This is a genomic window from Streptomyces sp. NPDC001732 (assembly GCF_053596315.1).
Genome location: NZ_JBSFFY010000033.1, coordinates 45452 through 59380, shown reverse-complemented (window position 1 = coordinate 59380; position 13929 = coordinate 45452). Strand labels below are relative to the sequence as shown.

Genomic DNA, 13929 nt, shown 5'->3' with positions numbered 1-13929 from the left:
CCGAGGCCGACCCATCGAGTGGCGCCGTACGTGTGTGCGCCGATCCGGCATCGCAGTTTGTCGGTGTACGAACGGAGCCGACGTCATCGGGACATGTCCGCAGACGGAGACCAGTGGCGATTCGTCGACATGCAGCCGGTCAACCGATCAGCTGCAGCGCCGGCTACCGGTCCTCAGCCCGATTCGCGGGAGCGGCGTGCGTCTTCAAAACCCCAGGTCCTTCTGACCTCCCCGGGCGGCAGGCCACCACCGAAGCTTGCCTCAGCGGGTCGACGTGGGTGGGCCCCGGGGCAGGTCTCACCTCGTTGAGCACCACGTGATCCGGTCGTGGACGGTGAGAAGAGCGGCGGCCCTCGCGGCGTCGAGGGGCATGAGGTAGCGGGCGCGGATCCTGCTCAGCTCTCGATGCGCGCGAACCATGCCGGCGAAGTCGCGTGGGTACACAGCAGCGTCGACGCCGCACAGAACGCCGGTCTTGCGTGCTCGCGCTGCCGTACGGCGCCACGCCTCACCACTGGCCAGGCCGATGGAGTCGGTGCCGTGGTTGAACAGCATGATCCGGATCTCGTCGTACGGATCGGTGGCGTCCAGGTAGGCATTCAGGCCGGCGCGGAACGTCTCGGTTCCGAGCACGGTCCAATAGGGGACCGAGCCGGTGCGCAGTGCCTGCCAGGGATCGAGCAGAAGGAATGGCCCGACGAGGAGACGGCTCGTGGGCAGGCCGCGGTCGGCGTACCAGGACCGGTCGGGGCTGAGCCTCTGCGGTGTGTCGATGCGCAGGAGGTCCGGGTCGATTCCGTGCTGCCTGGTGAAGGCGGCGACGTCGTCGAGGAGCGCGGGCTGCAGGCCCCACTCCGCCTCGGGACTCTCCCCCTCGGTTGCGGGCGGATCCCATGTGCGGACCGGGGCGTTGTAGCGGGCGAGCAGGTCGACGACACGTGCACTGCCCCGGTGATATTCCTCGGGCGTGGCGTCACCGAGAGCGCCGAACTGGAACACGTACCGATCATCGATTCTGGTCGTGGGCCAGCGCAGCATGCAGTCGACGTCACGGTCCGCGACGATCGCTGCGCATCCTTCGCCCAGTTGCAGAGGCCCGACAGCGAGTGTGGGCACCGCGCTTCCTGACCCGGTCGGCCGTCTCATGGCCGTCGTCGGCGAGGACTCTGTATGAGTGATTCCGGCAGAACGGTCAGTCGCAGTCCGCGCGCTGTCGGAGAATCGGTACGGTCCTTCGCTAACGTCCGGGGCGCCGCGCCTTCACGAACGAGCGAACGTGCAGGTGCCCCAACTCATCGATTCCAACAGCAAGGACTGATCACCATGGCCGTGTGCGAGGTGTGCCACAACGACTACGAGCTGGCGTTCGAGGTGCGAGCCGCGGGAGGGGCGGTCCACGTCTTCGACAGCATCGAGTGCGCCGCCCAGAAGATCGCCCCGACCTGCGTCAACTGCCAGTGCCGCATCCTCGGCCACGGCATGCAAGCCGACGGACAGTTCTTCTGCTGCGCACACTGCGCGCGTGCGAAGGGCTTGTCCCAGTCCCAGCTCGTGGATCACGCCTGAACCCCTCGGCCCGGTCGCCGGACCGCGGCCGAAGACTTCCCCGACCGGACAACCGTCGAACGGCTGTCGGCCAGGGGCAAGAACCTTACGCAGTCGGAGGCGAGGGCGCTCGCTTTCGTCCCAACAGATCCCGCGGGACCAGCGGCAGGAGAGCCCCCGTTGCTCGCCGCGTTGTCGGCCGTCGGCGCAGCCCGCTGCGCTCTCCTCCGCCTGCGATCGCACACACCGGACGCCCCCGGACCCGCCCTCCGGGCGGACGACGCCACTTTCGGAACACGCCCTGGATGTACATCGGGCTGTGGATTTCCCTCGGTGTGACACTCCTGGCCCTCCGGGCAGTTCCGGGGGCAGGGGGCATGCCTATGGCGAGGAGAGCGATGTCGTCGGTGCTTCCGGCGCCGAGGCCGTCGAGGATTGCGTCGCAGAAGGTGCTGAGCGATTCACGCGCGAGTGCGGCTGCCTCTTCGCGGAGGTGGTGCAGCCGGTCCTCGACGTTTTCTCCGGGGCGTTCGATCAGGCCGTCGGTGTAGAGGAGGAGGGTGGCCGCGGGCTTCAGGCTCTCCTCGCCCTGGCCCATCTGCGATGCGGTAACGCGTACGCCCGGCTCGCCGCGGGGTTCGGCATCGGCATCGGCATCGGCATCGCGACCGTATACCGCTACATACGCGAGGCGGTCGAGGTGTTGGCCGGCCTCGCGCCCGCCCTGGCCGAGGTGATGCACATCGCGCGGACCAATGCGTTCGTGATCCTGGACGGCACCCTGCTGCCGATCGACCGGATCGCCGCCGATGCCCCGTACCACTCGGGAAGTCCGCCGGCCCGGTCAAACTCCAGATGGACAACGGCAGGCCGTGCTCGCGCGGCTTCGACTTCGCGATCCTCATCACCGGCATGCTCTGCGCGGACAGCAGGCCTGTCCGGGCCCGCCGCCAGGTCACCATCGATCCGGTGCTCCTGCGGATGATCCGCAGGAGCCGACGATGCCGACAGGAAATACGTGATGCGCAACCGCATCGTGTGCCGTGCGGCGGAGCGGTTTTTCCTTGGTCAACTGCCATGCTTGGCAGTGGCGCAGGGAGGCAGTCGTTCACCTGCTGCACCGCGTTGACAGCACACTCCGACAGTGAAGAGGTTCGTCGATGGCGAAGCAAGGACGTGTATCCCGGCGACAGCGCGCTCACGGCGAGGCCACCCGGCGGGCTGCGGCGGCTCTTCGTCTCTCCCGTGGTTCGCAGACACACGTCAAGCTGCGCGAGGAGAGGGCCGGGCTCCCCGCACAGACCACTGCGTCCTGGCGGGAACAGAGCAAGGACACCGCAAAGGTGTCGGTATGTGCTGCCGGGTGCCAGGTCTGTGCCGGGGCCGAAGAACAGTTCAACACCATCCGTGCCTCGTCGATCGAGCAGAGGCACCGGTTCGACGAGCCCGACCGGTACCCGTATGCCGCCGGGAAGCACACCCTGCACCGCACCACCTGCCGAATGGTCGAACGGTCGGTTGGTCAGGTTGGCAGCGACGACTCGACGCGGATGCGCGGGGCCCTGACCACACTTGCCCATGAGGGCACCACCGATACCGGCTGGGCAACGCACATGCGCGTGATGGAGCCCGGCGAGGCAGCGGTCTGGGCCGCCGAGCGCATCGGGCCGCGTGGAGGCATCCGCTACCGGCTGTGCCGGATCTGCACTCCCACGCCGCCCGCAGCAAACTAAAAAGCCATCTCATCTGGTGAGTCGGCGGTAGCAGATGAGGGCAGTGGCGATGCTGGTGAGGGCGAGGAAGTGGTCGGCCTTGCGCTCGTAGCGGCGGTGGAGTCGGCGGCAGCCGGCGAGCCGGGCCAGGGTGCGTTCGATGGTCCAGGCGGTGGAGCCCGGCCCGGACCCGGGCCTTCGTCCACTCGGTGAACCTGCGGTGGGCCGTCGCTCCCGACGGGCCGAACGACGCCGCGGGCAACTGCCGCCCCGTGCAGCCCGAAATGACCACGAACACGATCGCCGCCAAAACCTCCCGATCACCATGACGCCGTCGGTCACCACCCTGAGGCCGCGACGGCGCCTCCGGCACCACCCGCTGGAACAGCTCCCACAACTCGTCCGACACCAGCCGCTCAACAATCCCCACCATGACCAGCAGCCCACCGAACCAATTGAGATGGCTTCTCAGGGGGAGCTCTGCGACTGGGCGGGCAGCTGCACCCCGTGGAGCAGCCGCACCGGCGGAAACCTGTGCGGCATCCTCATCCCAGCCTCTCACCGAGGCAACCTGACCGGGCATCAAATAGCCCATGCCCCACGTGCGGTTTGCACCTGATGAGACGGACCGCCGGGCAAGGGCCGGCCGCGCGGGACCGGCAGCCGATGCGGAACCGGGTCAGCCCCAGAACTCCCGCAGGACGGCGTTGACGACGGCGGGCTCCTGGGTGTGCGGGTAGTACCCGGGAACCCGCAGGAGGCGGCCCCCGAGGGAGTCCGTGAGGGACTCGGCCACGGCCATGAGGGGGAGCCCCACGTGCTCGCGGTACGCGGCCGGCGCGCGCTCCCAGGTTCCGCAGATCACCAGAATCGGCAGGGCGGCGCCCCGGATCACCTCCAGCGGGATTTCCGCCTCCCAGATGGGCCGCTCTCTCATGGAGGTGGCAACGGCACGGAGTCGGCGCGACGTGGGCTCGGGCATGGCCATCCCCAACCCCTCGGTGGACGCACGCAGATACTGCTCCGGCGTGACGCCCTCCGGGATGCCCGGGGCGCCGTCGCGCACCCGGTCGAGGAGGTCGGCGACGACTGGATGGTGCGCGGCGGCGGTGAAGGCGGAGGGCTGGATGAGGGCAAGGGAGCGGACGAGATCGGGTCGGCGCGCGGCGGCGATGAGCGCGGCGACGGCGCCGTTCCCGTGCCCCACGAGGTGGGCGCCGCCGAGCCCCGCGGCGGAGGCCCCGCCGTCGAGAACCCCCACGACGTCCTCGGCGTCGACGTCGAAGTCGCTGCGCGCGGTGTCCGGGCTGTCGCCGTAACCCCGGCGATCCATCAGGAGGAGCCGCCGGCTGTCCGCGAGGGGCCGCTGCCCGGCAAACCCGTACGTGGAGTCGCTGCCCCAGGTGAAGATGTTGTGGATGAAGAGGGCGGGGGCAGCAGCGGCCGGGCTCACTGGGACCGCCGAAGCTGTCGGGGCCCGGCCTCCTCCGACCCGATCGCGGTCATCCCACACAGTCACGTGCACGGTCACAGGACACCCTCCCGAAGCTGAGGCACACCAACCCTTGTGAGAGTAACTGGCGGTTTCAGAATGAGTTGTGATGGCTTGGGCACAGGCGTGACCCGACCTCCGTAGCGGATGTGGAGTGCGCCGTCCGCGGGGTCGCGCCACGGCCTGACACGAGCGCGCTGTTCGCCGTGGCGCCGACACGTCAGCGGCAATCGCTGTCGTCCGTGCCACGACCTCAAGTGATCATCTGCTCGACCTGATCCAGACCACCCCGAAGATCGATCTGCTGCTGCGGTCGTCGTTGGGCTTCGACATCCACCGGAAGCACAACGGCGAGGGCTTCAGGCTTGCCTCGGGTGCGCCACTGGAGGTGATCGCCGGGTAATCCGCCGGTGGGGCGTACTTCCTGTGCGCTGAGCAGAACGGTCGCCGACCGGTGGTGTTCGCGAGTTCCGAAGGGGAAGGCGGACTGCTCGCCGATGACCTCGCGGAGGCGCTGGAGATCATCATCGGGCTGGAGTGGCGGGACTGCCTCACATTCTCGGACGGTGGCGATGTGGAGGTCATGCAGATCTCCGCTCAACACCTCGAACGGTCCCGTGACAAGCACAGCCCGGACATCGACCACGAAGCTGCCCGGGTGGCCGCAGCCCTGTCACTGCGGATCACGCCTGTCACCGACCTCGTCATCCGGCTGCCCGCAGCCGCCTCGAAAACCGAACCGGACTACGTCGTGACCGACGGCGACGGGCAGGCGTTCGACCCACCGTTCGGCGAGTACGTGGAGCCTCGCCCCGGTGGCCGGCGCTGAACCCGACCGGCCGCTGCCGCCAGTCGCATCGACACCGGTATCTCGGCCAACGTCTGACAACGCGTCGAGCAGACTGGTTCCTCGTCTACGTGAGGTCAAAGGGGGCCGGGTCATGTCGCTCCCAGATCCGGCGAGAGGCCTCTTCTGGGTAAGGCAAGGTCTTCGACTCGATGTCCAGGATGCGAGTCAGCTGTCGCTCGGGCCGGTGGGCGGGCCACCCGGGGTCGCCGGCCGTGGCGAAGCGGACCCATCCCCGTTGCAGTTCCCGGGATACTGCCGAGACCTCCGGAGTTGGCCGGTCGCCGAAGAGTTGCCGGCCGGCGGGGCTGTCCAACGTGCCAAACGCCAGGGGAACGTCGAGGCTGTGGCAGGCGCCCAGGACTCCGCCGGACGCCGGAGCCGCCAGTTGCAGCTCGAAGAGAAACGACGTGCCTCCAGCCGCTTGGTTCGCCTGGGCCAGTTGCAGTGAGGGCATCCGGAAGAGGGCGTCGGAGTACACCAGTTCAATCAGTTCTTCAGGGGTGGCCCGTGGGTGGGCGGTGCGGTAGGCGTCGGCGCCGTCCGGTCCCGGGGCGAACAGATCCAGGGCGGTATGGGCCTCGTCCTCAGTGAAGGTGCCCAGACGCCCCATCATGACGCTGAACAGCCGGAATTCATCGCGGGTGTGGCCGACGAGGAGCTCGATTCCGCCTGTACGGCCGCCGGCCAGCGCTCTCCAGGGCGTTTCGGTGAGCACCACGCCGTCGAGGACCGGGCACACGGCGACACCGATCTGCGAGAGCCGACCCCAACTCTTGCGGTGGCCGGGAAGGCCGACACCAAGGTCGGTAAGCTCGCCGGCCAGGCGCAAGGGGTCGATGCCGGACAGGGATTCGGCGTCGGGTGCCGCACCGACCCGGCCCGCGAGCGCGGCGGCGACTTCTTCCGCCAGCGCACGGGTGCACAGCGATCCCGGCACCGAGTGCAGGATGGCCCTGCGGAACAACCCGTGCGCCCGTTTCATCGTCAGCAGGGCCGCGATCGACCCCGCCCCCGCGGACTGTCCCGCAACCGTGACCTGGTCAGGGTCTCCGCCGAAAGCAGCGATGTTGCGCTGTACCCATTCCAGGGCCGCGATCTGGTCGAGAAACCCGCGGTTGGCCGGGGCACCCTCGACAAGAGCGAAACCCTCGGCCGCCACTCGGTAGTTGATGCTCACCACGACCAGGCCCGCGCTGGTCAGGGCCGCAGGGTCGTACATCGGATCGCTGGATGCCCCCGCGATGTAGGCACCACCGTGGATCCACACCAGCACGGGCAGCCCGGTCGTCCCGAGGGCCGGTGTGCTGACGTTGAGCGTGAGCCAGTCGTTCCCGACTGAGCTCTCGGCCGTCGGTCCCGCCTGCGGAACCACGGGGCCGAACTCGGTCGCCCGCCTTGTCCCGTCCCACCCCTTGACCGGGGCAGGCGCCTGGAAGCGCAGCGGCCCGACCGGCGGCTGGGCATAGGGGATGCCACGGAACACCGCATGCTCTTCCCGCCAGCGCCCTTCGACGAGGCCCTCCGCGATCCGTGCTCTTGGCTGTTCGGACATGCCACATCCTTCCCCATGAGCGGTCTCCCAACTTTTACCGGTCAGGTGTAATATGTCAACCGTATGGAAAAAGGAGGCCGGCGATGCCCAAGCAGGTGGATCACCGCGAACGCCGCGAGACGATCGCCCGAGCACTGTGGCGCGTAGTGGAACGACGCGGCTTCGCGCACGCGAGCGTCCGCGAAGTAGCCCAGGAAGCGGGGATCTCCCACGGCGCGGTGCAGCACTACTTCGCCACCCGAGAGGAGATGTTGGTCTTCGCCATGGACTTCGCGTCCGAACAGACATCACTACGCGTCGCCGAAGGCGTCAGAGAACTCGGCAACCCACCACACCCCCGTGACATGCTCCGAGTGATGCTTACGGAGATGCTCCCTCTGCATCCCGACGCACGCGCGACGAGCCGGATGAGCGCCGCCTACGTCCTGGAGGCACTGCACAACGCGAACATCCATACACGCGCACGCGACGGGTTGACTCACGGCCGCGACCTCATCGAGCAGATCGTCCGCCAGGCAATCACCGATGGCCACATCGGCCCCGACCGCGACCCGGCGACAGAGACCAACCTGCTCCTGACACTCACCGGCTTGACCCCGCTCATCGAACTGAGCGTGATCGGGCCCCAAGAAGCCCTGACCGCCGTCGACCGGCACCTCGACCAACTGTTCACCAACAAGTTCTGACCGCACCCAACCGCCGGCGGTCACGTTCCGGTACGGACAGCCCGGAGACCGACGGAACCCGAGAACGCCGCTCCCACTTGCTGAGCACTGTCAGCCGTGGGGCCAGGTCCCGGCACGGCCGTCAGCCCGCGCGACGTGTGCGCGGACACCGGATCTGCCCGGCTGTCGTACGAGCAGGCCCGAGCGTTGCTGAATGAGCACACTGCCATGCGCGGGCCGGGGCCGGATGGGACCTGTACGAGTACCGCCGTTTTGTCTCTGCCCAGACCATGCAGAACATGGCCCAACTGATCATTTCGGAATGAGATCGGCGCATTGGCTTGGCGGTTGAGGTTGCGTCGGCAGGATCTGCCGGGTGCCTGCCGATCCTGTGCCTGGTGGCCGGCGGGAACGATTGGCCCCGTTACTGCCTGCTCGTCCGCCCCGGCGGCGCGCTTCGGGTCCACCTCCCCAGCAGGCGACAGCCCGCTCCACGTCGGCCAGTTCCCGCCAGGCCCCGAAGGCCCGCCCTCCGGGTGGACGACGCTACTTTCGAAACACGCCCCGGTGTCCGGCCGCCTGCATGCCCCTGGCGTGGGCTGTCCTGGACGCCGTGTCGGAGCCCAGGAGGTCGAGGACTTCGAGAGCACGGCTCGGCTGGGACGCGGAGGCCAATACACCTCCGCCGAATGTCGAACTGATGGCGGTGTCGCCCGGCAGCGGGCCGACGACGGCGACGCCCGGCAGGTCCATCAGCTCGCTGTGCTGCTGGAAGGCCAAGTCGGCCCGGCCGGACGCCAGCAGGCTGCCCACCGGAACCCCCGGCGGCGCCTGGACTCGCCGGTCGGAAAGCTCGTCGGCAAGACCCAGTCGGCTGATCAGATCGATCAGGGCCGTCCCACTGGGACCGGTCGAGTGGGCAATCCTCCTTGCGGACCTCAGAACGGCCCTCAGATCGGATTCCGAGCCGAGTACGGGGACCGGTGATCCCTCCGGTACGGCGGCGACGACCTGGGAGATCCACAGCGGTCGCACCGTGCCCGCCAGGAGGTGCCCGTCCTTCTCCAGCGCGGCCAGCGCTCCGTCGGCGAGCACGAGCAGGTCGGCCTCGACGCCCTCGCGCACCCGACGGGCGATCTCGACCCCGCCGCCGGCCTCGAAACGCACGGGAAGCCCGTGCGCGAGCCGGATGTGTTCGGACAGCTCGGCCAGTACCAGCCGCGTCGCCATCGAGGACAGTCCGGAGATCTCTCGGTCCACATCGCCTCCTTGATGTCCGGCAGATGGTACGGCGCTCGTTCGGGGAGCTCAACGCCGGTCTGCGAGACTGACCGCGTGAGCACAACCCGGAGCACGGCAGCTGGAAAGGTCCTTGAGGTCCTCTCGGTCTTCGACCGGGAGAACCCTTCGCAGACCCTGTCGGAGATCGCGCAGCGCACGGGCCTGGCCCTGAGTACGACGCACCGGGTGGTCGCGGAGCTGGCGGGATGGGGAGCGCTGGAACGCGGGGAGGACGGGTCCTGGCATGTCGGGCTGCGGCTCTGGGAGATTGCCTCGGGGTGCCCCCGCACTCAGATTCTGCGTGATGTGGCCCTGCCGTTCATGCAGGACCTCTACGAAGCGACCCACGAGAACATCCAGCTCGCGGTACGCGAGGGTACGGAGCTTGTATTCGTCGAGCGGATCGCCGGGCACCGGTCGGTGGAGCTGCTGACGATGGTCGGGACGCGGTTCCCCGTCGGCTCCACCGGGATGGGGCGGGTGCTGCTGGCGCACGCGCCGTCGGAGATCCAGGAGGAGGTCCTCGAATCGCCGCTGCGGGCCTGGACTCCGCACACCGTCACTGATCCGAAGACGCTGCGCACGCAGCTGGACCGTATCCGCCGTGAGCAGGTTTTCGTCAGTGACCGGCAGCTCTCGGAGAGCACCGTCGCGGTGGCCGCGCCGGTGAGGATCGGGCGGACCGGGCCCGTCAGCGCCGCTCTGGGGGTCGTGATCACGGCACGCGGTGCGGACCGCACTCGAGGACTGCGCGAGCCGCTGCTGCGGGCTGTGCGCGGCATCTCCGACGAGCTCGGCCGGCGCACCCGCCCCACGACCTGACATCCATGCGGGCTTCCGCCTGACGGAAACATCGGCGACCGGGTGCGGTCCCGGATGCCAACGTTCGGGGTGTTCCGAACGTCCGCAGTTGCTCAGGAGATGCCATGGCCGACGCCGCCGTCGACACCGTTGCCTCGGTTCCCGTCGCTGTCATCGGTGCCGGTCCAGCCGGCCTGATGCTGGCGCACCTGCTCGGGCGTGCCGGAATCGAGACGATCGTCGTCGACACCCGCACCCGCCGCGAGATCGAAACGACCCAGCGGGCCGGCATCCTCGAGGACGACGTGGCCCGGGACCTGGTCGAGACGGGCGTGTCCGACCGGATTCTGCGCGACGGCTGTGAGCACGAGGGGGTGGAGCTCCGCTTCGGCGGCCGGCCGCACCGCATCGACTTCAAGGAGCTGGTGGGCGCGTCGGTGTGGCTCTATCCGCAGACCGACGTGTTCATCGACCTGGCCGACGCCCGGGACCGCGACGGCGGCACGGTCCACTTCGGTGTCAAGGACACCGAGGTCCTCGACGTCACGACCGATGCTCCCCGGGTGCGCCATACCGCACCCGACGGGTCCCGCCACGAGATCCGGGCGCGGTACGTGGTCGGTGCGGACGGGTCGCGCAGCATGTGCCGCGATCTGGTGCCCGAGGGCCGGCGGGTCCGGTACGGCAAGGAGTATCCCTTCGCGTGGTTCGGCATCCTGGCCGAGGCTCCCACGAGCGCACCCGAGTTGGTCTACGCCCACTCCGAGCACGGGTTCGCGCTGATCAGCCAGCGCACCGAGACCGTGCAGCGGATGTACTTCCAGTGCAGCCCGGAGGAGTCCGTCGCCGCCTGGCCGGACGACCGCATCTGGGAGACGCTCCAGGCCCGCGTGGCCGGCCAGGACGGCTTCCGCCTCAAGGAGGGGCCGGTCCTGGAGAGGACTGTCCTGCGGTTCCGCTCGTTCGTCCAGGAGCCGATGCGCTGGGGCTCGATGGCGCTGGCGGGCGATGCCGCGCACACCGTGCCGCCGACCGGTGCTCGCGGACTCAACCTCGCCCTGCACGACGTGAAGGTGCTCGCCGATGTCCTGCTGAAAGCACTCGGCAGTGCGGGCGAAGCCGCGCTGGACGAGTACCAGCCGCGTGCCCTGCAGCGGGTCTGGCGGGCGCAGAACTTCTCCTACTGGATGACCCAACTGCTGCACACCGCACCCGGCAGCACGCCGTTCGACCTGCGACGCCAACTCGGCGAGCTCGACAACGTGGTCGGCACCCGCGCCGGTCGCACCTATCTCGCCGAGCAGTACACCGGCTGGCCCACCCGTCCCTGCTGACCAGGACGACCACCAGGAGACTTTCCAATGATCATCGACTGTCACGGTCACTTCACCACCGCGCCGCCGCAACTGGCGCAGTGGCGGGACCGGCAGGTGGCGGCGGTCGGCTCCCCCGAGGAAGCGCCCGACCCCGACGACCTGGCCATCACCGACGACGACCTGCGCCGGGCGATCGAGGGCAACCAGTTGCGGCTCATGAACGAGCGCGGCAGCGACCTGACGATCTTCTCCCCGCGGGCCAGCTTCATGGCCCACCACATCGGCGACTTCCAGGTCTCCTCGGTGTGGGCCCGGATCTGCAACGACCTGGTCCACCGCGTCAGTACGCTCTACCCCGACCGTTTCGCGATGGGCGCGATGCTGCCGCAGTCGCCGGGCGTCGACCCCGCGACCTGTCTGCCCGAGCTGCGCCGCGCAGTCGAGGAGCTCGGCGCGGTGACCGTCAACCTCAACCCCGATCCGTCGGGCGGCAGATGGACCGCACCGCCGCTGACCGACCGCAGCTGGTACCCGGTCTACGAGGCGATGTCCGAGTACGACATCCCGGCCATGATCCACGTCAGCACGTCGTGCAACCCGGCCTTCCACACCACTGGCGCCCACTACCTCAACGCCGACACCACGGCGTTCATGCAACTGGTGCAGGGAGACCTGTTCTCCGACTTCCCCGCTCTGCGGTTCGTGATCCCGCACGGCGGCGGCGCGGTGCCCTACCACTGGGGCCGGTTCCGCGGACTGGCGATGGCGCTGGGCAGGCCGGACCCCGAGACGCTGCTGGACAACGTCTTCTTCGACACCTGCGTCTACCACCAGCCCGGCATCGACCTGCTCACCGAGGTCATCCCCAGCCGCTCGGTCCTCTTCGCGAGCGAGATGATCGGCGCGGTGCGTGACGTCGACCCGCGCACCGGCCACCACTTCGACGACACGAAGCGGTACGTCGAGGCCACCGCGAACCTCTCCGCCGAGGAACGCGCCGCTGTCTACTGCGACAACGCCCTGCGCGTCCACCCCCGACTCGCCGCCCGCCTCACCACCGCCGGCCACTGACCCAGGAGAAGAAGCATGGAGCACACCGAGATCGGTGTCGTCCACACCTCGATCACCCGCGCCGCCCCCGAGGACGTCGCCGCGCTGTCGGCATTCGGCGTCGCCACGATCCACGAGGCCATGGGACGGACCGGGCTGATGCGCCCCTATCTGCGCCCCGTCTACCCCCGGGCCCGGCTGTGCGGCACCGCGGTGACCGTGCTGCTGCAGCCCGGCGACAACTGGATGCTCCACGTCGCCGCCGAGCAGATCCAGGAAGGCGACGTGGTGGTAGCGGCCTGCACGACCGAGAGCGAGGACGGGTTCTTCGGCGAGCTGCTCGCCACCTCGTTCCGTGCCCGCGGTGGCCAGGGGCTGATCATCGACGGCGGTGTACGCGACGGGGCGGACCTGGAGAAGATGGACTTCCCGGTCTTCTCCCGGGCGATCAATGCCAAGGGCACGGTCAAGGCCACCCTCGGCTCGGTCAACGTGCCGGTGGTCTGCGCCAACGCTCTTGTGCGGCCCGGCGATGTCGTCGTGGCGGATGGCGACGGTGTTGTGGTGGTGCCGCGCGAGCGGGCCTTTGAGGTCGCCGAGGCGGCGGCCCGGCGCGAGGCGGGCGAGGAGAGCAAGCGGGCACGGTTCCGCGCAGGTGAACTCGGCCTGGACATGTACGGCATGCGCGGCCCGCTGGCCGAGCTCGGCCTGCGCTACGAGGACTGATGATGACGACGGACTTCGAGAGGACTCCTGGCTGGCTGGACTGGTACGCCGGTCCGAGCCGGCCGCGATTCCAGATGCCCGAGGGCGCCGTCGACGCGCACTGCCACGTCTTCGGTCCGGGAGCCGAGTTCCCGTTCGCGCCCGAGCGGAAGTACACCCCGTGCGACGCGTCCAAGGACCAGCTCTTCGCGCTGCGCGACCACCTGGGCCTCACCCGCAGCGTCGTGGTCCAGGCGACCTGCCACGGCGCCGACAACCGCGCCATGACCGACGCTCTGCAGGCCTCCGGAGGGTCGGCCCGGGGCGTCGCCACCGTACGGCCCGGGATCTCGGACACCGAGCTGCGGGAGCTGCACGAGGCCGGTGTCCGCGGCGTGCGTTTCAACTTCGTCAAGCGACTCGTCGATGCGGCACCGCGGCAGGACCTGCAGGACGTCGTCGAACGGATCGCTCCCCACGGCTGGCACGTCGTCCTCTACTTCGAGGCGGCCGACCTCGTCGGCCTGCGTGACTTCTTCCTCTCGATCCCGGTACCACTGGTCATCGACCACATGGGCCGGCCCGACGTCACCGCGGACCCGCACGGCCCGGAGTTCGAGACGTTCCTGGACTTCCTGCGGGCAAGACCCGACATCTGGTGCAAGGTGACCTGCCCGGAGCGGCTGTCGGTGAGCGGCCCGCCGGCCGTCGGCGGCGAGCGGCAGGCCTACCGCGACGTCGTTCCGTTCGCCCGGCGCGTGGTCGAGGAGTTCCCCGACCGGGTGCTGTGGGGCACCGACTGGCCCCACCCGAACCTCACCGACCACATGCCCGACGACGGTCTGCTGGTCGACTTCATCCCGCACATCGCACCGACCGCGCAGCTGCAGCGCAAGCTCCTCGTCGACAACCCGATGCGCCTGTACTGGCCGGACGCCGACTGACCCGCCCACGACCGGA

The 13929-nt window shown here is 69.1% G+C and carries 14 protein-coding genes and 5 pseudogenes; 11 read left to right on the top strand and 8 right to left on the bottom strand.

Annotated features, from left to right (window positions below; translation table 11 throughout):
- Window positions 1-297: 297 nt before the first annotated feature.
- Window positions 298-1116 (bottom strand): hypothetical protein, encoded by an 819-nt coding sequence (locus ACWCXX_RS26460; protein WP_451131367.1) that lies wholly within the window; start codon window positions 1114-1116, stop codon window positions 298-300.
- A gap of 207 nt (window positions 1117-1323) precedes the next feature.
- On the opposite strand from ACWCXX_RS26460, the gene ACWCXX_RS26455 reads away from it, so the two are divergent.
- The gene (locus ACWCXX_RS26455; protein ID WP_451131365.1) at window positions 1324-1566 is read left to right on the top strand and encodes a hypothetical protein; all 243 of its coding nucleotides are present in this window, start codon (window positions 1324-1326) and stop codon (window positions 1564-1566) included.
- Between the two features lie 85 nt (window positions 1567-1651).
- Here the strand turns inward: ACWCXX_RS26455 and ACWCXX_RS26450 are convergent, their stop codons facing one another.
- Window positions 1652-2143, bottom strand: coding sequence for a SpoIIE family protein phosphatase (locus tag ACWCXX_RS26450; RefSeq protein ID WP_451131363.1), 492 nt, complete (start codon window positions 2141-2143; stop codon window positions 1652-1654).
- Here ACWCXX_RS26450 and ACWCXX_RS26445 point away from each other — a divergent pair.
- A pseudogene (locus tag ACWCXX_RS26445) lies at window positions 2120-2374 on the top strand (transposase family protein); the annotation flags it as partial. The gene ACWCXX_RS26450 and the pseudogene ACWCXX_RS26445 overlap by 24 nt on opposite strands.
- Here ACWCXX_RS26445 and ACWCXX_RS26440 read toward each other — a convergent pair.
- A pseudogene (locus tag ACWCXX_RS26440) lies at window positions 2373-2561 on the bottom strand (hypothetical protein); the annotation flags it as partial. The pseudogenes ACWCXX_RS26445 and ACWCXX_RS26440 sit on opposite strands and share 2 nt — an antisense overlap.
- 327 nt (window positions 2562-2888) lie before the next feature.
- On the opposite strand from ACWCXX_RS26440, the gene ACWCXX_RS26435 reads away from it, so the two are divergent.
- Complete coding sequence (locus ACWCXX_RS26435) at window positions 2889-3278, top strand: hypothetical protein (protein ID WP_451131361.1); 390 nt, start codon at window positions 2889-2891, stop codon at window positions 3276-3278.
- A 9-nt stretch (window positions 3279-3287) separates the two neighbouring features.
- Here ACWCXX_RS26435 and ACWCXX_RS26430 read toward each other — a convergent pair.
- From ACWCXX_RS26430 to ACWCXX_RS26420, 3 genes and pseudogenes are all read right to left on the bottom strand, one after another.
- Window positions 3288-3425 (bottom strand): annotated as a pseudogene (locus ACWCXX_RS26430) (IS5/IS1182 family transposase); the annotation flags it as partial.
- A pseudogene (locus ACWCXX_RS26425) lies at window positions 3424-3690 on the bottom strand (transposase); the annotation flags it as partial. The pseudogenes ACWCXX_RS26425 and ACWCXX_RS26430, both read right to left, overlap by 2 nt.
- Before the next feature lie 246 nt (window positions 3691-3936).
- A complete protein-coding gene (locus ACWCXX_RS26420) occupies window positions 3937-4788 on the bottom strand; it encodes an alpha/beta fold hydrolase (protein WP_451131359.1) in 852 nt (283 codons plus the stop codon).
- Between the two features lie 418 nt (window positions 4789-5206).
- Here ACWCXX_RS26420 and ACWCXX_RS26415 point away from each other — a divergent pair, with 418 nt between their 5' ends.
- Window positions 5207-5578: a hypothetical protein gene (locus ACWCXX_RS26415; RefSeq protein WP_451131357.1), complete on the top strand. Its 372-nt coding sequence runs from the start codon at window positions 5207-5209 to the stop codon at window positions 5576-5578.
- 85 nt (window positions 5579-5663) lie between these two features.
- Here ACWCXX_RS26415 and ACWCXX_RS26410 read toward each other — a convergent pair whose 3' ends face one another.
- Window positions 5664-7151 carry a carboxylesterase/lipase family protein gene (locus ACWCXX_RS26410; RefSeq protein WP_451131355.1) on the bottom strand — a complete coding sequence of 496 codons (1488 nt, stop codon included), beginning with the start codon at window positions 7149-7151 and terminating at the stop codon, window positions 5664-5666.
- 83 nt (window positions 7152-7234) lie between these two features.
- Between ACWCXX_RS26410 and ACWCXX_RS26405 the strand changes: the two genes are divergently transcribed.
- Both ACWCXX_RS26405 and ACWCXX_RS26400 read left to right on the top strand, forming a co-directional pair.
- Window positions 7235-7837: a TetR/AcrR family transcriptional regulator gene (locus tag ACWCXX_RS26405; protein WP_451131353.1), complete on the top strand. Its 603-nt coding sequence runs from the start codon at window positions 7235-7237 to the stop codon at window positions 7835-7837.
- A 102-nt stretch (window positions 7838-7939) separates the two neighbouring features.
- Window positions 7940-8085: pseudogene (locus tag ACWCXX_RS26400) on the top strand (site-specific integrase); the annotation flags it as partial.
- Between the two features lie 277 nt (window positions 8086-8362).
- Here the strand turns inward: ACWCXX_RS26400 and ACWCXX_RS26395 are convergent.
- Window positions 8363-9076, bottom strand: coding sequence for a substrate-binding domain-containing protein (locus tag ACWCXX_RS26395; RefSeq protein ID WP_451131351.1), 714 nt, complete (start codon window positions 9074-9076; stop codon window positions 8363-8365).
- A gap of 75 nt (window positions 9077-9151) precedes the next feature.
- On the opposite strand from ACWCXX_RS26395, the gene ACWCXX_RS26390 reads away from it, so the two are divergent.
- From ACWCXX_RS26390 to ACWCXX_RS26370, 5 genes are all read left to right on the top strand, one after another.
- Window positions 9152-9919 (top strand): IclR family transcriptional regulator, encoded by a 768-nt coding sequence (locus ACWCXX_RS26390; RefSeq protein WP_451131349.1) that lies wholly within the window; start codon window positions 9152-9154, stop codon window positions 9917-9919.
- Window positions 9920-10023: 104 nt separating this feature from the next.
- Window positions 10024-11232, top strand: coding sequence for a 4-hydroxybenzoate 3-monooxygenase (locus tag ACWCXX_RS26385; RefSeq protein WP_451131347.1), 1209 nt, complete (start codon window positions 10024-10026; stop codon window positions 11230-11232).
- Between the two features lie 27 nt (window positions 11233-11259).
- Entirely contained in the window at window positions 11260-12285 is a 1026-nt protein-coding gene (locus ACWCXX_RS26380) for an amidohydrolase family protein (RefSeq protein ID WP_451131345.1), read from the top strand.
- Between the two features lie 15 nt (window positions 12286-12300).
- Window positions 12301-12990 (top strand): 4-carboxy-4-hydroxy-2-oxoadipate aldolase/oxaloacetate decarboxylase, encoded by a 690-nt coding sequence (gene ligK / locus ACWCXX_RS26375; protein ID WP_451131343.1) that lies wholly within the window; start codon window positions 12301-12303, stop codon window positions 12988-12990.
- 2 nt (window positions 12991-12992) lie between these two features.
- On the top strand, window positions 12993-13913 hold the full coding sequence (locus tag ACWCXX_RS26370; RefSeq protein ID WP_451131403.1) for an amidohydrolase family protein: 921 nt from the start codon (window positions 12993-12995) through the stop codon (window positions 13911-13913).
- The last annotated feature ends 16 nt before the right edge of the window (window positions 13914-13929 follow it).